Source organism: Micromonospora sp. DT31, from assembly GCF_049841795.1.
Lineage (GTDB): Bacteria > Actinomycetota > Actinomycetes > Mycobacteriales > Micromonosporaceae > Micromonospora.
Window position 1 is genome coordinate 391,661 of the sequence record NZ_JBNCKZ010000001.1, and the last position, 17,562, is coordinate 409,222.

18 protein-coding genes are annotated in these 17,562 nt (G+C 75.6%); 2 read left to right on the plus strand and 16 right to left on the minus strand.

Features of this window, described 5'->3' with window-relative positions; all coding sequences use genetic code 11:
- Positions 1–16: 16 nt before the first annotated feature.
- The 15 genes from ACLQ2X_RS01605 to ACLQ2X_RS01675 form a co-directional block, all read right to left on the minus strand.
- Entirely contained in the window at positions 17–937 is a 921-nt protein-coding gene (locus ACLQ2X_RS01605) for a hypothetical protein (protein ID WP_425679089.1), read from the minus strand.
- Positions 934–1,620, minus strand: a complete 687-nt coding sequence (locus tag ACLQ2X_RS01610; RefSeq protein ID WP_425679090.1) for a phage tail protein — start codon at positions 1,618–1,620, stop codon at positions 934–936. The genes ACLQ2X_RS01605 and ACLQ2X_RS01610 overlap by 4 nt, the downstream gene beginning before the upstream one ends.
- Entirely contained in the window at positions 1,601–4,222 is a 2,622-nt protein-coding gene (locus ACLQ2X_RS01615; RefSeq protein WP_425679091.1) for a putative baseplate assembly protein, read from the minus strand. The genes ACLQ2X_RS01610 and ACLQ2X_RS01615 overlap by 20 nt, the downstream gene beginning before the upstream one ends.
- Positions 4,219–4,680: a GPW/gp25 family protein gene (locus ACLQ2X_RS01620; protein WP_425679092.1), complete on the minus strand. Its 462-nt coding sequence runs from the start codon at positions 4,678–4,680 to the stop codon at positions 4,219–4,221. Before ACLQ2X_RS01620 ends, ACLQ2X_RS01615 begins: the two co-directional genes overlap by 4 nt.
- The gene (locus tag ACLQ2X_RS01625; protein ID WP_425679093.1) at positions 4,677–5,015 is read right to left on the minus strand and encodes a hypothetical protein; all 339 of its coding nucleotides are present in this window, start codon (positions 5,013–5,015) and stop codon (positions 4,677–4,679) included. Before ACLQ2X_RS01625 ends, ACLQ2X_RS01620 begins: the two co-directional genes overlap by 4 nt.
- The gene (locus tag ACLQ2X_RS01630; RefSeq protein WP_425679094.1) at positions 5,015–6,586 is read right to left on the minus strand and encodes a phage baseplate assembly protein V; all 1,572 of its coding nucleotides are present in this window, start codon (positions 6,584–6,586) and stop codon (positions 5,015–5,017) included. The genes ACLQ2X_RS01625 and ACLQ2X_RS01630 overlap by 1 nt, the downstream gene beginning before the upstream one ends.
- Entirely contained in the window at positions 6,583–7,338 is a 756-nt protein-coding gene (locus ACLQ2X_RS01635; RefSeq protein ID WP_425679095.1) for a hypothetical protein, read from the minus strand. The genes ACLQ2X_RS01630 and ACLQ2X_RS01635 overlap by 4 nt, the downstream gene beginning before the upstream one ends.
- Entirely contained in the window at positions 7,338–7,943 is a 606-nt protein-coding gene (locus ACLQ2X_RS01640) for a hypothetical protein (protein ID WP_425679096.1), read from the minus strand. Before ACLQ2X_RS01640 ends, ACLQ2X_RS01635 begins: the two co-directional genes overlap by 1 nt.
- Positions 7,944–8,826: 883 nt before the next feature.
- The gene (locus ACLQ2X_RS01645) at positions 8,827–9,309 is read right to left on the minus strand and encodes a phage tail protein (protein ID WP_425679097.1); all 483 of its coding nucleotides are present in this window, start codon (positions 9,307–9,309) and stop codon (positions 8,827–8,829) included.
- 1 nt (position 9,310) lies between these two features.
- Positions 9,311–10,549 (minus strand): phage tail sheath family protein, encoded by a 1,239-nt coding sequence (locus ACLQ2X_RS01650; protein ID WP_425679098.1) that lies wholly within the window; start codon positions 10,547–10,549, stop codon positions 9,311–9,313.
- A 16-nt stretch (positions 10,550–10,565) separates the two neighbouring features.
- The gene (locus tag ACLQ2X_RS01655; protein WP_425679099.1) at positions 10,566–11,246 is read right to left on the minus strand and encodes a carboxypeptidase-like regulatory domain-containing protein; all 681 of its coding nucleotides are present in this window, start codon (positions 11,244–11,246) and stop codon (positions 10,566–10,568) included.
- Positions 11,243–11,851, minus strand: coding sequence for a glycine zipper family protein (locus ACLQ2X_RS01660; RefSeq protein ID WP_425679100.1), 609 nt, complete (start codon positions 11,849–11,851; stop codon positions 11,243–11,245). Before ACLQ2X_RS01660 ends, ACLQ2X_RS01655 begins: the two co-directional genes overlap by 4 nt.
- Before the next feature lie 15 nt (positions 11,852–11,866).
- A complete protein-coding gene (locus ACLQ2X_RS01665) occupies positions 11,867–12,232 on the minus strand; it encodes a hypothetical protein (protein ID WP_425679101.1) in 366 nt (121 codons plus the stop codon).
- A 124-nt stretch (positions 12,233–12,356) separates the two neighbouring features.
- The gene (locus ACLQ2X_RS01670; RefSeq protein ID WP_425679102.1) at positions 12,357–13,220 is read right to left on the minus strand and encodes an LppM family (lipo)protein; all 864 of its coding nucleotides are present in this window, start codon (positions 13,218–13,220) and stop codon (positions 12,357–12,359) included.
- A gap of 141 nt (positions 13,221–13,361) precedes the next feature.
- A complete protein-coding gene (locus ACLQ2X_RS01675; RefSeq protein ID WP_425679103.1) occupies positions 13,362–13,823 on the minus strand; it encodes a nitroreductase/quinone reductase family protein in 462 nt (153 codons plus the stop codon).
- Between the two features lie 162 nt (positions 13,824–13,985).
- On the opposite strand from ACLQ2X_RS01675, the gene ACLQ2X_RS01680 reads away from it, so the two are divergent.
- Positions 13,986–15,122: an FUSC family protein gene (locus ACLQ2X_RS01680; protein WP_425679104.1), complete on the plus strand. Its 1,137-nt coding sequence runs from the start codon at positions 13,986–13,988 to the stop codon at positions 15,120–15,122.
- Between the two features lie 7 nt (positions 15,123–15,129).
- On the opposite strand, the gene ACLQ2X_RS01685 is transcribed toward ACLQ2X_RS01680, so the two are convergent.
- Positions 15,130–16,119: a LacI family DNA-binding transcriptional regulator gene (locus ACLQ2X_RS01685; RefSeq protein ID WP_425679105.1), complete on the minus strand. Its 990-nt coding sequence runs from the start codon at positions 16,117–16,119 to the stop codon at positions 15,130–15,132.
- A gap of 117 nt (positions 16,120–16,236) precedes the next feature.
- On the opposite strand from ACLQ2X_RS01685, the gene ACLQ2X_RS01690 reads away from it, so the two are divergent.
- Positions 16,237–17,472, plus strand: coding sequence for an MFS transporter (locus tag ACLQ2X_RS01690; protein WP_425679106.1), 1,236 nt, complete (start codon positions 16,237–16,239; stop codon positions 17,470–17,472).
- Positions 17,473–17,562: the final 90 nt, after the last annotated feature.

A 17,562-nucleotide genomic window follows, 5' to 3' on the forward strand; every position in this document is an offset into this window, starting at 1 on the left:
GGCTCACTCCTCGCGCTCACGGCCGGACGACGGGCGTGAAGCGGATCTCGTCCACCCCGGCGAAGTACCTGTCGGTGCCCTGGGTCTTGCTCACCGCCACCAGCGTCAGCCTGTGCGGGCCGCGGGTCAGCTCCACGGTGCCCACGTCCACCTCGTCGGTGCGGATCACAGTCGGGCTGAACCCGAAGAACGTGTCGCCGACCTGCCGGCCGTCGACCAACCAGATCGTGTTCGCGTAGTCGAAGGAGGTGGTGCGCACCGTGGAGAACCGCCAGGTGCCGTCGGACGGCACGTCCACCTGCACCGTCACCCGGTCGCCCACGCCCCGGCCCAGGAAGAACAGTTGCGCGTCGCCGGACCACACCACGTCGCAGCAGTTCTTCTGCGCCACCACCTCCGCCTTCGCGCCGGTGGCGGACTGCACCACCGCGCCGGAGACGAGCGTCTCCGCCTCCACGGTCACCGCCCGGGCCCGCGGGGGAGCCGGGGTGTCCGGGCCGCGGGTCACCAGCCAGGCCACCACCCCGGCCACGACCAGCACCAGCGCGGCGGCGGCCGCGATCCACGGCCACGGCGCGCGCTTCGGGGGTACGACCGCCCGCACGTCGTACGTGACCCGGCCGCTGGAGCGGGAGCTCTCCTCCGGTGCGGTGTTCGCCGAGTAGGCGAACCCGGTCATGTCGTAGCGCCGGGGCGGCGTGCCGGGCGGCACGACGAGCCGGACCAGGAACGACACCGACCCCTGCCCGGGCACCACCCTTTGCGGCTCGGCCACCGTGAACCAGGCCCGCTGGCTGCCCTCGCCGGGTGCGACGTCGAAGACGACGGTGTCCGGCGCGGTGCCCGGGTTCGACACGGTGAACGTCAGCTCACCGGCGTTTCGGGCGTCCAGTGTGAACTGTTCGGCGGCGGCGACGACTGTCCAGTCGGTGGTCATGACGGCTCCTCGGGCGGATCGTGGGGTGGTGGGGGCACGTGCGCCCGGCCGACCGCGCGCACCGTCGCCACCCCGGCGGCGGGCTCGGCGGCGGCGGGCTCGACGGCGTCCGGCCCGGCGGCGTCCGGCTCGATGGCGTCCGGCTCGACGGCGTCCGGCCAGGGTGGTGCGGCGTCGGTCGGGGAGGCGACGATCTCGACGGTGACCGCCGCCGGTTTCTCCGCCTCGACGATGCGGGTGACCAGCGCGAGCCGGTCGGCGGCGGCCGGCGGCACCCGTACCACCAGGTGGAACGGTCGCTCGGGCGGCTCGTCGAGCAGGAACCCGGTCACCCCGGTGGCCAGCTCCAGCGCGGTCCGCATCCCGTACGGGGTGCCGCGCCACCGGGCCAGCAGCGCGCCGTGCGCGACCAGGTCCCGCAGCCGGCCGACCGGCAACGGCAGCGGCGCGTCCGCGCGGGGCGCGGCAACCACGTGGTCCATCGCCACCCAGCGGGCCAGGTACGCCACGAACCCGTCCGGCGTCCGGTACGGCCCGAACAACGCGTCGACGTCGGCGAGCACCGCCTCGTCCGGCGCGTGCAACGCCTCCATCACGTCCAGCAGCGCCCCCAGCACGCTGCCCGGCCCGGCGGCCCGCTGGTACGCGGACGGCAGCAGCCGCTCAATCGCCGCTCGGCGCATCCTGCCGCACCACCTCGATGTCGTGCTCGCCGGAGCAGAGCAGCCAGGTGCCGGGGACGGTGACCACGTCGGCGGTGGCCTGGTTGGCGCTGGCCGTCCAGTCCTCGCCGTCGCCGCTGCGGAACACGCCGCGCTCGCCGCCGGCCAGGACCAGCCGCCCGCCGCCGGACGTGCCGGTGGGCGCGGTGGCGGCGATGGCGTCGACCGGGACGAACCGGGTCCGGTCCCGCAACGGCAGACCGCAGTTGACCATCACCGGCGTCCACTGCGGCTGCCTGGCGAGCGTGTCCAGCCGGACCACCCCGCCGCTCTGCGTGGCCGCCAACGCCAGCGGCCCGCTGAACGCCAGGTCCCGGCAGGTGCCGCCGATCCAACCCGACGCCATCGACTGCCACTGCACGTCGGACTCGAACAACCTGGTGCGGTGGCACCCCTGCCCGGGTTTCTTCGGATCCGGCTCGCCCGCGCCGCACCACAGCAGCGTCGCCGGGCCGTCGTACTGCACGGCGAGCACCCGGTTGTCCACGTTGGCCAGGCCCACGTGGGCGAACGTGCCGGGCCGCCCGGCCGCGGTGGACAGGTAGACCCCGAAACCTGCCTGCGCGGCGACCGCCACGCCGGGCGCGCCCCGCTCGGAGACGAACGCGCGCACCGCGTAGAACCCCCGGTCCGCGTCGCCCGGGTCGACCAGGATCTGCAGCGGCACCGCGCCGGGCAGCAACGGCACCTCGTACAGGCCGGCGTCGGTGGCCAGCAGCAGCGCGCCGGTGCCGTCCCGGTCGATCCAGGCCAGGTCGCGTACGCCGGAGTCGAGGTCGATCAGCAGCGTCCACGTCTCGCCCAGGTCGGTGCTCAGCCGTACCCGGGAACCACCCGACTCCCGGGTCGTCACCACCGCCACCGAGCCGGCCCGCGCCACCACACCGGGGCGGGCCGGAGCGGGCGCGGGCACCACCCGCACCACGGTCTCGTCGCCGTCGAACCGGCCCGCCGGCTCCCAGCCCGCGCCGGCGTTCGTGGAACGGAACAGCACCGGACCGCCACCGGCGTACCAGGTGTCCGCCTGGTACTGGTCCACGGCCACGGTGCGCACGCGGGTGTCCGGCGCCTCGTCGACCACGAACTGCACCGACTCGACGTACCGCACGCCCGGCTCGGCGTGCTCCAACATCCGGTAGACGTTCGAGGCGCGCAGCGGCTCGCCGAACGCCCAACCGGTCGGGTTCATGGGGGTGGGCAGCGGGCTCAGCGTCTGGTGCAGCCGGTCGTGGATGCGGCGGCGCACCGCGTCCACGTCCTCCTCCCGGCGCACCACCACCCGGGCCCGCACCGACACCGCCTTGTACCGGGCCCAACCGGCGCGCACCGCCGTGCCCAGGGCCCGCCGCCGCTCCAGGTCCGCCTCGACCCGGCGGCGGGCCTCCGCCACCTCGTGATCGCGCAGCACCGCCACCGGCAGCCGGCCGCCGGGGCGGGCCTGCTCCGGCACGTACGGCACCAGCACCACCTCCACCTCGCCCGGCCGGGCGAAGCTGTAGACGGCGGACCGGGTGAACGCCCGCGCCCGCGCCACCGCCCCCGAGCCGGTGGCGAGCAGTTCGAAGTCCCGCGCGGTCACCGCGCGCTGCTGGGCGAAGAACTCGTACGGGCCGCGGGCCAGCACCGACTCCAACGACTCCAGGTCCCGCCCGCCGGTGGCCGGCGCCGGGTTGTCCACGCTCAGGCCGGGCAGCGGGTCGCGCAGGCTGGTCAGCACACCGGCGGCCACGTTCCCGGCCGGGCCGCCGCCGCACCGGTACCAGAGCCGGACCTGCCGCCCGGCCGGCGGCACCGCCGCCACCGTGGTGCTCGGACCTGCTGACCCGGCCGCCCCCTCGACGGCCGGGCGCAGGTCCAACGCCGGGGCGAAGGTGACCACCCCGGCGGCCCGGTCGACCAGGTAGACCTTGGCCTGCGGGCCGAGGCCCGCGAAGCTGTCCACCGGTCGCCAGATCTCATACGTGCGGCCGTCGTGCTCCCGCGCCGCCGCGCCCAGCTCCACCGAGCCGGTGGGCACCTCCACGCCGAGCAGCAGGTCCAGCGCCTCGGTGGTCCGGGTCAGCGGCGCGCGGGCGGCCCGGAACACCTGGCCGGGCTGGCCGGTGCCGGTGCCCAGCAGTTCCGCCTCGACCGGCTCGCAGTGGTGCACACGTACCGTCAGCGTGCCTGCCCCCGCCGGCAGCGTGGCCGGCTCGGTGGTCACGAAGACCACCGGCCGGGGGTCGGCGCCGCGGGCCGCGGCCACCCGGGTGCCGGCCGGCACCCGCACCGGGCCGCGGTCCGCTCCGGTGCGGGTCAGGCGCACGTCCGCCCACGCCGCCGACGGTGGGTGCCGGGTCACGCCGAGCAGGTTCAGGAACGCCACGTACGCCTTTTCCGGCAACTGGTTCAGCCGGTAGATCATCACCTCGGTCAGGTAGGCGAACGCCTCCAGCAACGCCATCCCCGGGTCGTGCGCGGACAGGTCCGTCCAGTCCGGGCAGGACCGGGCGATCCGCTCCCGGGCCTCGGTGACCAGGTCGAGGAAGGCGCGGTCGTCCAGGTGCGGCACCGGCAGCGTCATGGCGTGGCCTCCTCGGTCATCGGGTCGGTGGTCGGGTCGCCCGGCTCGTCGTCGACAGGCAGCAGGTCCACGGAGAACACCAGGTGGCCGGGGGAGAGGCTGGCCCGCACCCGGTAGTCCAGCCGGATCACCAGCCGCCACGGGGCGTCCGGGTCCCCGCCGGCGTCCACGTCCAGCACCTCCACCCGGGGCTCCCAGCGCCGGATGGCCTGCCGGACGTAGTGGATGGCCAGGCCGGCCGTGGTGTCGTCGTTGGGCGCGAAGACCAGCCGGTGCAGCCGCGAGCCGTACCCGGGGCGCATCAGCCGCTCCCCGGGCGTCGTGGACAGCAGCAGGTACAGCGCCTGTCGTACCGTCTCGTCGCCGTCGGTCATGGCCAGGCCACCGGCGGCGGTCAACGCGAGACCACCGGCGCGACCGGCGTCGAAGCCGGCGCCGACGAAGCGGAAGGCCCTCACCGGTCCGCCCCCAGGAAACTCTGCCGTGGGTCGCGGACCTGGTGGTGCACCGCACCCGGCGGGGTGCCGTCGGTGAGCCCGTCCAGGTGCGACAGCACCACCGGCTGCCCGTCCACCCGCACCCACGTGCTGTAGCCCACGGTCACCGTCACGGTGCGCAGGCAGGGCTTGACCGTCGGGCCGTAGTTCGGGCAGGCGGTGATCTCGCGCCCCTGCGGGTCGGGCCGCACCAGCGCCGGCACGCCCCGCACGGTGACCCACCCCTGCGACGGGCGGTTCACCACCCGCCCGTCGTGACCGCAGGTGATCAACGAATCGCGGTGCAGCCAACGCATCAGCCACCTCCGGGGGCGCGGGCGAGGGTACGGGCCTGGGCCGCGGCGGTCTCGGCGTCCTCGGCCGTCGGGGCGTGCCGGAAGTCGACCGTGCGGGCACGCAGCACCATCGCCCGCCCCGGCGCGGACAACACCAGGTCGCCGGCGGCGTGCACGGTGGTCAGCTCCGGCCGCAGCTCGACGAAACTGCCCGCGTCGGTGGCCAGCCGCAACGTGCGACCGTCGTCGTCGATCACTATCGACTGGCCGGTGCCGGTACGCATCGACCAGCGGCGCGACCGGCCGGCCACGATCCCGGTGTCGTACGGCTCGACCGCGCCGAACAGCGACCCGAGCACCACCCCCGACGCCGGTACCCCACCGGGCAGCGCCACCAGCACCGTGTCGCCCGGGTCCGGCAGCGCGACGATCCCCTTGCCCCGGCCGGCGCCCGGAAACAGCACCGCCAACCAGCCGGCGTCCAACTCCCCGTACGCCGGCAGCGTCACCCGGACCCGAGCCGATCCGTCCGGGTCGTCGACGTCGGTGACCGTGCCCAACGTGACGGTCGCCGCCGGGGGCGCGGCCGTCGGCGGCGGGTCGGGCGGTGCCGTGGCGAACCGGGTCAGGTGCCCGTCCGCGTCCACCGTGTGCACCACCTCGGTGAGCACGTACACCCCGGCCAGCGGCTCCGGCACGCCGGCCAGCGTGATCCGCCGGCCCGGCCGCAACGCCGGATCACCCTCGGCCGTGCCCTCGGCGGTGACCAGCGCGGCCACCCGGGCGTCCCAGCCGGCCTGGGCCAGCGCGGCCAGCTCGTCGTCGCTGCGGCCGGGCTGGTCCACCGCCGTGCGCACCCCGTCCGCGCCCACGTCACCCGGTTGCGGGCACAGCGGGATGCGCCGCCCGCTGCGGGCCTCGCCGGCCCGCTGGCCCAGCGGCTCGGCGCGCTGCGGATGCCACCCCAGCACCGCGCACCCCGCGCCCGCCCGGTCCAGGTTCTCGCTGATCCGCAGCGCGTGCACGGTCGCGCCAAGCGTCAGCGGCAGCGGCTCCCCGTAACCGTCGAGGGTGAACAACCGCAGCCGGTCGCCGTCCACGCACAGGTGCAGCCCGGCCCGGCCGGCGACCTCGCACAGCAGCTCCAGGTCGGTGTGCCGGTGCTGCGACAGCCGCTCCAGGCGAGGCCCGTCGTCCTCGGCCGCCACCGTCAACCCCAGTCCGGCGCACAGCTCACCGGCCAGCCCGGCGGCGGTCACCGACTCGAACACCCGCAGTTCCTGCCGCTTGCGCAGCCGATGCAACAGGTCGTACGCCCGGATCCGGGCCAGCGCGACACCGTCACCGGCGTACTCCCGTTCGACGGCTGTCACCTCGCCGGTGAACAGCGCCTCCGCCTGCCCGTCCAGACGCACGTCGAGGGCGGCGCCGGGGCGTACCGGCGGGTCGAGCGGTCCCACGCCGGCAGCGGCGGCCACCGTCAGCTCGCACTGCGCCGGCCGGTCCAGCCGGCCGGCCACGCGGATGCCGCGCAGCCGGGCCGGGTCGGCGAGCGGCCGGCCGTCGACCGTCACCAGCGCGGCCCGGCTCACGGCGTGCCTCCCGTCGGGACGGCGTGCGGTTGCGGGGCGGCGCCGGTCGGGGGCACCGCGAGCGCGGTGCCGGCCGGCACGGTGAGCGGGTCGGCGATCCGGTTGTGTTCGGCGAGCAGCCGCCAGCGCAGCGGCGAGCCCAGTGCGTCGTGGGCCAGCAGGTCGAAGCGCACCCCGGACCAGCCCGGCTCGGCCGCGCCGTCGGCGGTGGCGACCACCGCCGACCCGGGCGCGACGGCGGGAGTGCTCACCGCGGCCAGCTCCTCCTCGAACCCGGCACGTGCCGCCTCGGCGCCCTCCGCGACGCGGACCAGCTTCAGCCGCAGCCAGGACCGCCGGGGCGTACCGGTGAGGGTGAACGCGTCGAAGCGCTCCGCGATCGCGGTGACGACGCCCGGGACGTTCCAGGTCTTGCCCCACACCAACCGGACCAGCGGCGGTCGCGGCCAGCCGTGCTCGACCGCCGAGTTCTCCGCGAGCATCCACAGCGGCCGGGTCAGCGCGCGGACGTCCCCGGGCCGGGCCGGGGACTCCACGAAGTCCACGTCGAAGAGCAGGTCCAGCACCAGCTCGGTGCGCCCGCCACCGGTGAAGACGAGCGGGTCGTCGGCCAGCCCGGCGCCGGTGAGCGAACCGTCCGGCCCGCCGCGCGGGCGTACCCCGGCCAGCCGGGTGACCCGCACGGTCTCCGGGTTGAGCAGGCAGTCGACCCGGGTGCCGGACTCGTCCACGAGGAAGGCGACGCGCTCCATCAGGGACCCGCCTGTTCCCGGTCCAGCCTGGCGACGTCGCCCCAGGACATGGCCCGCGTCGCCGGGGTCCACCTCACCGGGTCGCCCGGCAGCGCCGGCCACGGATCCGGGTACGCCCCGCCGTCCTCGGCCGCCCGGTCCGCGCCGGCCGTCGCCGGGTCCGCCGTCCGGGTCGGGTCGGCCGTCCGGGTCGGGTCGGCCGTCCGGGTCGGGTCGGCCGTCCGGGTCGGGTCGGCCTCGTCCGGCAGGGCCGGCCAGGGGCCAGCCGGCAGGGCCGGCCAGGGGTCGCCGGGCGCGGCCCGCCCGGGTCGCCGCCACCGCCGCGCGCCGGTCTCGTCGCCGGGCGCCGGGTCGTGCGCGTTCGGGTACGGGGAGCCGGCGGCCCGCCCCGCGTGGCGGTCGGCGGGCCGGGCGCCACCGGTCGCCGGGCCGGTCTCGCCCCGGCCGCCCGCCAGCCCGGTTCGGCCGTCCCCGGCAGGTACGGCCGGCTCGTGCGGCAGCGACGGTGGCGCAGCCGCGAAGGCGAGCGGGAGTACGTCGTCCCGCGCGGGCGGCAGGTCCGCCCCGGCGTCATCCCGCTGCCGTTCCCGGCCGGCCCGCGCCACGCCCCGGAGCAGGTGTCCCCGACCGGTGTCGGATGCGGGCCGCCGCCCCGACCCGCCGGAGGTCGCGGCGCCCGGCGATCCGATCGTGTCACCGCTGCCGGTCGGGTCGGCGGGCCCCGCCGTGCCGGTGCCCGCAGACCTGCCGGTGCCGATGAGCTCTGTGCTGTCGGTCGTGCCGAGGGTGCCCCGTGACCGGGCCGTCTCGGTGGTGCCCGCCGCTCTCGTCGGGCCCGGCGTCGCGGCCGGGCCGCTCGACGCCCCGCACCGGCACGCCGTAGTGCCCCCGGACGATCTGGCCGGTACCGCACCGACCGGGTGGGACCGGTTGCCCGCCGTCGGTGCGGAAGCCGCGAACCCGGCCGTTTCCCTCCCCGGAAACGCCGTTCCCGCCCGCCCCACAGACGCACTTGTCCCATCTTCCGAGACCCCCGTCTCACCATCCAGGACATGCGGGAGATCTTGGTAGGGCAGGGCCCCTATGGGGGCCATTTCGTACCAAGATCTCGACGGCGTGCCGGGGTCGGCCGCGTGCGGGGTGGGGGAGTCGGGTGTGGACAGTCGGGCGGGTGCGGCCAGGCGATCGGCCAGGCGCGCCTTCCAGTTCTGCCACGCCCGCCCGACTGCGCGCCGGGCCGGGTGGGTCCGTCGAGCCCGGCCCGAGTGTGAGCCGCCGGCGGCGGGCCGGCCGATGCGCGAGGAGGCGCCGGGCGGCTGATCGACGGGAGACGGAGACGGGGGCAGGTCACGCAGGAGGCCGGGGGCGTGCGCCGCCACCAGCCGTCGCCAGTGCTCGGGCGGCTGGCCGGCGGCACGTGACACGTCGGGCAAGGGGTCAGGCTGGGACAGGCGGTCGGCGGTGGCCCGCAGTGCCCGGGCCAGCCGGTCACGCGCTCGTCGGGGCGGCGGCACCGCCGGCCTCCAACTCCAGGCCCTCGTACGCCAGGGTCAGCGCCTCGATGGCGATCTCCTGGGACAGGGTGTTCAGGTGCGCGCCGCGCCACCGGCACGGCCACGCGTTGATCATGTTCCAGCGCAGCACCTCGGCGGTGCCGGCCGGGTCGAGCAGCACCACCGACACGTTGCGCCGGTTCACCGTGCCCTTGGCCGCCGCGTTCACCCAGTCCCACAGCTCACGCGAGCTGGTCAGGCCGAAGTGCAGGGTCACCGGGGCGTACTCGACCTGCCCGGGCACGGCCCGGATGCGCTCGTTGCCGGCCTCCCGGTAGGACAGCGCCGGTATCGCCACCTCGATGCCGCTGACCTCGGTGAAGTGTCCGTTGGTGATGCCGTTGACGAGCAGCTTGAAGTGGTACGCCCGGTACGGGTCGACGGGTGCGCCCGGCTGCGGTGTGGCCGTGGTCGGCATGTCAGCCTCCGATCGTCTCGGTCTCGGTGCCGCCGGCCCACTGGCTCAGCTTGAACACCACGAACTCCGCGGGCTTGACCACCGCGATGCCGATGTGGGCGACCACCATGCCGGCGTCGCGTACGTCGGCCGGGTTGGTCTCCTCGTCGCACTTGACGAAGAACGCCTCCTCGGGCGTGCGGCCGAGCAGGGCCCCGTCGCGCCACACCCGGGTCAGGAACGCGCCGATGTCGCGCCGGATCGAGCGCCACAGCGTGAAGTCGTTGGGCTCGAACACCATCCAGCGGGTGCCGTCGGCGATGGCCCGCTCGATGGAGATGGACAGCCGCCGGACGTTCAGGTAGCGCCACTCGCTGGCCTCGGCGGCGAGCGTACGGGCGCCCCACAGCCGGATGCCCTCCCCGGCGAAGAACCGGATCACGTTGACGCCCTTGGGGTTGAGCACGTCGTGCTCGGGCCGGGTGACCCGGTAGGCCAGGTCGACCGCGCCGCGTACCGGCTCGTTGGCCGGGGCCTTGTGCACGCCGCGCAGCGCGTCGGTGCGCGCCCAGATGCCGGCCACGTGCCCGCTCGGCGGGGTGAGGACCAGGTCGCCGCTGAGCGGGTCGCGGACCCCGATCCAGGGGAAGTAGAAGGTGGCGTAGTCCGACTGGCGGGGTCGGTCACCGCCGGTGCCCGGTGGCTCGTCGTCGGCGTCGCCCGACGTACCCTCAGCGGGCTTGTCGGACGACGCGGGCCGGGCCGCCCTGCCGGGCGTGGCGACCCGGGCGAGCCGGGAGACGTCGGTGACCTGCGGCGGCGGGTCGCAGATCGCCACCACGGTGCGCAGCCCTTCGGCCATGCTGATCAGTGCCTCGTGCGAGACCGGGTCGTGGTAGCCGGGCGCGGCCAGGATGGAGATCTCGTCGATGGCCTCCAGCAGTTGCAGGCCGCCGCGCCGCCCGCCGGTGCCGGTCAGCCGGCCGTCCTCGCCGACGTTCACCACCCAGCAGCGGGTGCCGCCGTTGTCGAGGAAGCCGAACACGGCGCGGGCCAGCGGGGTGCTCTCCAGGTTCTCGCCGTCGGCGTAAAGCCGGAGGAACTCGGTCCAGCTGTTGACCGCCAACGCCTGGTCGACGTGGGCGGTGCGGTTGGGCGCGACGCCGACGAACGCGGCGGTGCTCATGCCGACCGGGCCGATCGGGCGGGCCCCGCCGGGCACCTCCTCGACGTAGATGCCGGGGGAGAAGTAGGTGGGCATCGGTCCTCCTCGGACGTCAGTCGGGGGCACGGACGACGACCAGGCCGTCGCCGGTGGGGTCGATCTCGGCGGTGTGGACACGACCGGCGCCGGCCAGCCGGAGCCGCACCGGACGGTCCGGTGCGTCGGGGTCGTGCGGCACGCCGACCAGCCGGAACCGGCCGGCGGCGTCGGTCACGGTGGACTGGGCGGTGCCCACCAGTTCCACCCGGACGGCGGCCAGTGGCTGGTCCTGCGGTCCGACCACCCGCCCGTGCAGGGTGCGCATGTCGAGCTGCCGCAGCCGCAGCGGCTGCCGCACCGGCGGCGCGGTCGGGGTCGGCCGGTCCACCCGGGCCGGCACGTCGAGCAGCAGCGCCGGCCGGGGCGGCACCCCCAGCGCCCGCCACAGTGCCGGATCACCGGCGTCGAGCGTCAGCTCCGGCCATCCGCCGGTGGTGGCGGCGGCGAGGACCCGGTCCAGCGCCGCCAACGCGGCCGGGCCGCCACCGGTGACCAGCATCCGGACCATGAACCGGTACGGTTCGCGGGCCGCGCCCCCGGTCGCGGTCTGCCGGTCGGACCGCAGTCCGAGCGGCCAGACGGTGAGGCCGCCGTCCGGGTCGTCGCGGGGCGGGCCGACCGGTACGGGTCCACCCGCCGCCCCGGTCAGCCAGGTCGTGACGTCCGCGACGGCGGCCTCGATCGCGCCGGTCATCGCGGCGGTGTCCCCTGGATCCGGTACGCGATGGCCTCGTTCCACACGTGCGGGTAGACGCCGATCTCGAAATAGCGGGTGAACCGGTTGATCGGCGCGTTGGTGTGGTCGTGCCAGAGCAGCCACACCGGGGCGACGGTGAACAGTATGTAGTTGAGCGCGACGAGCGGCAGGTAGAGCGGGCCGAGTAGACGGGCCTGGAACACGTGCACGTCCTCGTGCCGTTGGATGCCCGGGCTGGAACCGGCGCAGACGGTGCCGATCGTGGTCGCGTACCGGGGGGAGACGCCCTCGACCACGTTGACCCGGCCGCTGCCGGCCGAGACGATCCGGTCGAGCCGGTGGCCGAAGACCAGGTGCAGGGCCAGGAACAGCGCCCCGACGAACGTGTTGAGCAGGCTCCACGTGTGGTCGACCACGAACAGGAAGATGCCCTTCGGATCGGGGCCGTACGTGCCGGCCGAGGCGCTCGCCCAGCCGAAGGGCGCGCCGACGAGCAGTCCGAGGACCGCGCCGACGAGCAGGCCGACGGGGCCGGCGGCGAACTGTCCGAGCAGGGCGCCGAAGAGGATCTGGACGGCGGCGCTGAGGATGCCGAAGATCATGGGGTCACCTCTCTCTCAGACCCACGAGCGGACGAAGCGGGGCTCGCGTCCCTGGGCGAGCTGGGTCGACGACGCCTGTGTCGCCTGCCGGTTGCCCGGGGGGAGCTGGTTGACGCCGAGCGCGGCGGAGAAGATGACCAGCCCGTTGAAGAACGCGATGATCCACTTCTCTGGTCCGGCCTGGTCGGCGAACGCGGCGGTCAGGTAGGACAGCAGGAGCGCGAAGCCCAGCGCGATCCACTTGCGGGCCTTGTCGCCACTGGGGCCGATCAGGCCGCCGATGACGTTTGTGGCGAGCAGGGTGGCGGCGCTGGCACCGGTGAGGCTGCCCAGCGACGACCAGGTGAAGAGATCGTCCACGGCGATCCCCCTCTTTCCCACGGTGCGACGGTGCGGTCGGGGTGCGATGGTGCGGCGGCCCGGGGTGCTGACCTCGGGTTCCGCCCGGTCTGGCGGTGGGCCGCCGGCGCGGGCGCCGTCGGTGGTCGGAGGGTCGGGCAGGCGCTCAGGCCGGCGGGCCGGCGGGAGGTGTGGGTGCGGCCGGACCGCCTGGCGCGGCCGGGGATCCGGTGCTGGCCGGGGGCCTGCTGCTGGCCGGAGGGCCGGTGCTCGCCGGGGCGTCGGGGGTGGTCGGCGTCGCGGCCGGACCCGGTCCGCCACGGGAGCGCCGCCGCAGCAGCACGGCCACCGCGGCGACGACCAGCAGCAGGACGACCACGCCGGCGACGGCCGGCAGCCAGGGGACGGAGCCGTTGCCGGCGACGGCGGCGGCCGGGTTGGTGGCGGGCGGCGGGGGCGCCTGGGCGACGGCCCGCAGTTCGGCCGGCTTGGGTTGGTTGGCGACCACCGTCCAGGTCACCGAGCGCCCGTTGACCGTGCCGTTGGTGTCGAGGACCCGGCCCGGGAATGTCACCGATATCTCGAACGCCATCAGGGTCATGAACGCCTGCTGTTGACGCGGATCCTGTTGGCCGACCTTGCCGCCGTATTTCTTCGGATCCAGCGGAAGCGAGAACCGATACAGATCACCGTCCCGAACAAGATTCACGCTCTCGCTCGTGAATTGCGCCAGCGGCGTTTTCCGGTACGCGACCTGAATGCCGTACGAGGTGGCGTCCTCGTACCGGCTCTCCGCCCCGGCCGGAAGTGAGGGAATGTTCGGCCGCAGGTCGGCGAAGGCCACCGCGGGATCCGGGTTGCGCTGCCGCAGCGCGGATTTCGGGGCGGTGAGCAGGAGTTGGCCGGAGACCGTGTCGTCGTTGTTCACGGTCAGCCCCATGTTGAGCTGCATGCAGCCGCTCAGGATCGCCACGAGGGCGAGACACGCCGCGAGGCGGAATGCCCGGCTGCGGCGGAGTCTCGTATTCATGGGCTCAGTGTGCGCGCCCACGTCAGGCGGGACAGTCAGCGATCAGCCGGCTTCGTGTCGCCGATCTTACGGCCGCCTGCTCCCATTCGGCCGACCCCCGGAAACCGTCGTGCTCGATATTCTGGAATGTTGTCCCGCGGATCACTCCGCGGTAATGATCCGGAAGACCGGGATGCCGGCGGCGACCCGGGCGAAGTCGGCGAGTGGGGCGTGCCGGTCCACCGGCACGTGCGCCCGGGCACCGGGGGCGAGCGCCAGGTGCCGGCGCAGGATCGGTGGCCGCTGCGCCACCGGCACCTCGACCAGACGGACCGGCTCGCGACGGCGACGGCGCAGCACCACCCGACCGCCCGCGGCGCGCACGTTCGCCACCCAGTTGACGCGCTCGCCCAGCATCGACACGACGTACCGCCCGCCGTCGTGATCGGCGACCACAATCGGCACCGAGACGGTCCGCCCGGTGCGGCGGCCCGGCACCTCCATGGTCACCCAGTTCCGCGGGGCGAGACCGGCGCCGTACTGCCACGCCGACAGCGCGTTCATCATCCGGGCCAGCCGGTTCGGCCGGCCGCCCCGGTACATCCACGTCATGGTTCCGCCCATCGGACCCCTCCTTCTTCCGTACCCATTGACCGGCGGGCGCGCCGTGGCGGCCAGGGCCGACCGGCCCGTGCCCGTCCACGGCAGCGTGAACCACCGCCTGCCGGACCACCGGCCGGGCCCACCGGGCCGCAGGATGAGGCACGGGGGACCGGAGGGGAAGCGATGACAGCGACCGCGGGCCGGGCCACGGCGGCGGTTCGGCAGGCGGTCGGGCGGCTGCGGCACGGCGGCTGGCGGCCGGTGCTCCAGGACACCGTGGCGGCGACCGTGGCCTGGATCATCGCGACCCGGCTGGCCGGGCACCCACTGCCGTTCTTCGCGCCCGCCGCCGCCCTGAACGTGCTCAACCAGGCCCGGGGCCGGCGCATCCGCCGCACCGCGGAGGTGGTGCTCGGGGTGGCCGCCGGCGTGCTCGTGGCCGAACTGGTGGTGCAGGCGCTCGGCCCGCGCACCACCGGCACCGTCTTCGCCGTCATCCTGCTCACCGTCACGCTGGCGGTGGCGTTCGACGCCAGCTCAGTCAGCACCGTGCAGGCCACGCTCTCCGCGCTCTACCTGGCGGTGGTCTCCCCGCCCGACCAGACGCTGGTGCCGGTGCGGTTCGTCGACGCGCTCATCGGCGGCGCGGTGGCGCTGGTCACCAGCCAGGTCCTCGGCGCCCGCCGGCCACTCGTCCCGCTCGCCGCGCAGGTCCGGCGCACCTTCGCGGAGCTGGCCGGGGTGCTGGACGACACCGCCGACGCGCTCCGGCGCGGCGACCCGGACGCCGCCCGCGCCGTCCTGTCCCGTGCCCGGCACGCCGACGCCGCGGTGGACCGGCTGCGGGCCGCGACCCGCGCCGCCGGCGAAGGGCTGCGACTGACCGTACGCCGCCGGCGCGGCCTGGGCCGGCTGCGCTCGGTGGCGGGCTCGCTGCGGCAGACCGACCTGGCGGTCCGTGACGTGCGCGTGCTGGTCCGCGCCGCGGTCACGCTCACCCGGGGCAGCGCGCCCGTCCCCGCCGAGCTGGGCGACGCGCTGCGCGCCCTGGCCGAGGCCGTCCGCGCCGCGGGTGACGCGCTCGCCGCCGAGGTCGACGGGCAGGAACGCGCGGCGGCACGGCACCGCGCGCACACCGAGGAGTGCGCGCTGACCGCCGTCCGCGGCGCCGGACGGCTGTTCACCGGCGACGCCACCCTGCCGTTGGCGATGGTCACCGGTCAGGTCCGGGACACCGCCGTCGACCTGCTGCGCGCCGTGGGCGCCGGCGACGACGAGTCGATCCCCGACCGGGTCGACGCGGCTGCCGCCGGGCGCTGACCGGCGCTCAGGCGCTCTCCCGGGCGACGAGCGTCGAAGGGAAGGCGGTGCTCGGGGCGACCGGCGCGCGCGTCAGCACGGCGGTGGCCGCCGCGGCGGCGATCCGGTCGACCGGGTGGGTGGCCGTGGTCAGCGACGGACTGCTCATCGCCGCGTACGGCAGGTCGTCGAACCCGGCCACCGCCACGTCGTGCGGCACCCGCAGGCCACGCCCACGCAGCGCCGCGATCACCCCGAACGCGGTGGCGTCGCTCGCCGCGTAGATCGCGTCGGCGTCCGGCCATCGGCGCAGCGCCTCCAGCGCGGCCCGACCGCCCCGGGCGGCGGTGAAGTCGCCGGTGACCAGCCGCTCCGGCGACCCCGACGCGCGCATCAACTCCCGGTACGCGGTCACCGCGCGTTCCGCGCAGTTCAGCCAGCGCGGCCCGGTCACCATGACGATGCGGCGCCGGCCGGTGGCGTACAGGTGGCGCAGCGCCTCGCCGGCCCCGCCGGCGTTGTCCACGTCGAACGAGGGCACCGCCGCGGAGCCCTGACCGATCGAGACGACCCGGCCGTGCAGCCTCGGCGGCACCGCGTCCAACGCCGCCTGGGTGGTGTTGACCAGGATCACACCGCAGACGCCCCGGTCGGCGCCCAGCCGGGTCAGCCGCGACGGGTCGGCCAGCGCCAGCCACTCCAACGCCACCCCAACGCCGTGCGGCGCGCACACCCGCGACGCCGCCCCGACCACGCGGTGCACGTACGGGTCGTCCAGCACCGTGTCGTCGCGGCCGATCACGGCTACCACCAGGCGTACCCCGACCCCGCGCACCAGCGCCCGGGCCGTGATGTCCGGCACGTAGCCGAGCCGTTCGGCGGCGGCCTGCACCAGGGCGCGGGCGTGCGCCGAGGCGGACCCGTAACCGCCGAGTACCCGGGAGGCGGTGGCCCGGGAGACCCCGGCGTCGCGGGCCACGTCGTCGAGGGTGGCGGGGCGTGCGGTCGACGTACTCATGCCCCGCATCATGCCCGCTCGGACGCTGGTGAGCTAAGCGATATGGGCGCTTGTGGTGATAGCGCTCTCAGGTGTGCGATTGTCGTCGGGGTCAACCGTGGGAGGGAAAACCGCACCGTGAGCAGCACCATCGACGCGCCGGCCGGGCAGCGCCCGCCGGTGCCCCGGGCGGTGCTGACCGCCCGCAACGGCGTCGCCGTCGTCTTCGCGCTCAACGGGCTCGCGGTGGCGAGCTGGTTCTCCCGGGTCCCGGCGGTCCGGCAGGAACTGGACCTCACCCCGAGTCGGCTCGGCCTGCTGCTGCTGTGCATGTCGGCGGGCGCGCTGGTGGCGATGCCCACCGCCGGCCTGGTCACCCAGCGGCTCGGTCCGGCGCGCACGGTCGCCGTGTCGGTGGTGCTGGTCGCGCTGGGCCTCACCGGCGCCGGTCTCGCCGCCGGGCTGGCCGGCTCCGCCGTCGGGGTCGCCGCCGGGCTCGCCGCGTTCGGCTTCGGCTCCGGCCTGTGCGACGTGGCGATGAACGTGGAGGGCGCCGCGGTGGAGAAACGTCTCGGCCGCACCATCCTGCCCCGGTTCCACGCCGCCTGGAGCCTCGGCTCGGTCGCCGGTGCGGGGCTGGGCGCCGGGGCCGCGCGGCTGGGCGTACCCGTGGGGGTGCACCTGCCGGTCCTGACGGTGCTGGTGCTCGCGGGCACGCTGCTCGGCGCGCGGGCGTTCCTGGCCGCGCCGGCCGAGGACACCGGCGGCGGTGCGCCGACGACCCGACGGCGGGCGCTGTTGGCCGCCTGGCGCGAACCGCGCACCCTGCTGCTCGGCCTGCTGGTGCTGGTCATGGCGTTCACCGAGGGCAGTGCCAACGACTGGCTGGCGGTGGCGTTCGTGGACGGGTACGGCGTCGACGAGGCGGTCGGCGCGGCGGTGTTCGGCGTGTTCGTGGTCGGCATGACGCTCGGCCGCACCGTCGGCACGGTGGCCATCGACCGCTGGGGGCGGGTGCCGGTGCTGTTCGCGACCATCGTGATGGCGGCCGTCGGCGCCGCGTTGACGGTGTTCGCCGGCTCCGGCGCGCTGGCCGTGGTCGGCGTGGCGCTGTGGGGCATCGGCGCGTCCCTCGGCTTCCCGATCGGGATGAGCGCCGCCGCCGACGAGGAGGAGAAGGCCCCGGCCCGGGTGAGCGTGGTCGCGGTGATCGGCTATACCGCGTTCCTCGCCGGCCCGCCGCTGCTCGGCTTCCTCGGCGACCACATCGGCATCCTGTCCGCGCTCGGCCTGGTGTCGCTGCTGCTCCTGCCCACCCTCGCGCTGGTGCCGGTGCTGCGCCCGCCCGCCGCCGCGGACAGCCCGACCCGCTGACCCGGCCCGGCCCAGCCCCCTCCCACCGTGCTCCCAGCCGCCTGCCAGGCGGGCGTGCTGCACTGGGCGGGACGCCGAGGAGAGGAGGCG

Excerpts from the sequence above, each read along its gene's own strand:
- ACLQ2X_RS01605 (WP_425679089.1), bottom strand. The coding sequence starts at position 937 with ATGACCACCGACTGGACAGTCGTCGCCGCCGCCGAACAGTTCACACTG.
- ACLQ2X_RS01610 (WP_425679090.1), bottom strand. The coding sequence starts at position 1,620 with ATGCGCCGAGCGGCGATTGAGCGGCTGCTGCCGTCCGCGTACCAGCGG.
- ACLQ2X_RS01615 (WP_425679091.1), bottom strand. The coding sequence starts at position 4,222 with ATGACGCTGCCGGTGCCGCACCTGGACGACCGCGCCTTCCTCGACCTG.
- ACLQ2X_RS01625 (WP_425679093.1), bottom strand. The coding sequence starts at position 5,015 with ATGCGTTGGCTGCACCGCGATTCGTTGATCACCTGCGGTCACGACGGG.
- ACLQ2X_RS01635 (WP_425679095.1), bottom strand. The coding sequence starts at position 7,338 with ATGGAGCGCGTCGCCTTCCTCGTGGACGAGTCCGGCACCCGGGTCGAC.
- ACLQ2X_RS01645 (WP_425679097.1), bottom strand. The coding sequence starts at position 9,309 with ATGCCGACCACGGCCACACCGCAGCCGGGCGCACCCGTCGACCCGTAC.
- ACLQ2X_RS01650 (WP_425679098.1), bottom strand. The coding sequence starts at position 10,549 with ATGCCCACCTACTTCTCCCCCGGCATCTACGTCGAGGAGGTGCCCGGC.
- ACLQ2X_RS01655 (WP_425679099.1), bottom strand. The coding sequence starts at position 11,246 with ATGACCGGCGCGATCGAGGCCGCCGTCGCGGACGTCACGACCTGGCTG.
- ACLQ2X_RS01660 (WP_425679100.1), bottom strand. The coding sequence starts at position 11,851 with ATGATCTTCGGCATCCTCAGCGCCGCCGTCCAGATCCTCTTCGGCGCC.
- ACLQ2X_RS01670 (WP_425679102.1), bottom strand. The coding sequence starts at position 13,220 with ATGAATACGAGACTCCGCCGCAGCCGGGCATTCCGCCTCGCGGCGTGT.
- ACLQ2X_RS01675 (WP_425679103.1), bottom strand. The coding sequence starts at position 13,823 with ATGGGCGGAACCATGACGTGGATGTACCGGGGCGGCCGGCCGAACCGG.
- ACLQ2X_RS01680 (WP_425679104.1), top strand. The coding sequence starts at position 13,986 with ATGACAGCGACCGCGGGCCGGGCCACGGCGGCGGTTCGGCAGGCGGTC.
- ACLQ2X_RS01685 (WP_425679105.1), bottom strand. The coding sequence starts at position 16,119 with ATGAGTACGTCGACCGCACGCCCCGCCACCCTCGACGACGTGGCCCGC.